This is a genomic window from Pantoea sp. Ft-CA_14 (assembly GCF_024520875.1).
Lineage (GTDB): Bacteria > Pseudomonadota > Gammaproteobacteria > Enterobacterales > Enterobacteriaceae > Pantoea > Pantoea agglomerans.
The window spans coordinates 1-229 of the sequence record NZ_JALNPM010000064.1 but is presented as its reverse complement, the minus strand read 5'-3'; the positions used below and the strand labels follow the sequence as shown (position 1 = coordinate 229).

General features: G+C 60.7%; 1 protein-coding gene. It reads right to left on the bottom strand.

All coding sequences use genetic code 11. The features are described from left to right. Window positions 1-229: solute carrier family 23 protein (locus tag NR195_RS22865; protein WP_306278223.1), on the bottom strand; the 229-nt coding region annotated here is incomplete at both ends.

The following is a 229-nucleotide window of genomic DNA, read 5'->3' as shown; positions in this document are numbered from 1 at the left end:
ATCTTTGCCACGTTACTCAGCATCAGCAGGCCGACGTACATCAACGCAGGCGCGGTGGCGTACGCCGGCACCAGATAAGCCAGCGGAGACATAAACAGAATGAGCAAAAACAGGAGGCCAACAACAATGGCCGTCAGGCCGGTTTTGCCTCCTGCCGCCGTCCCGGCGGCAGACTCGATGTACACGGCCGCCGGTGAGGCACCCACAAGGCCGGCAAACAGGCTACTGA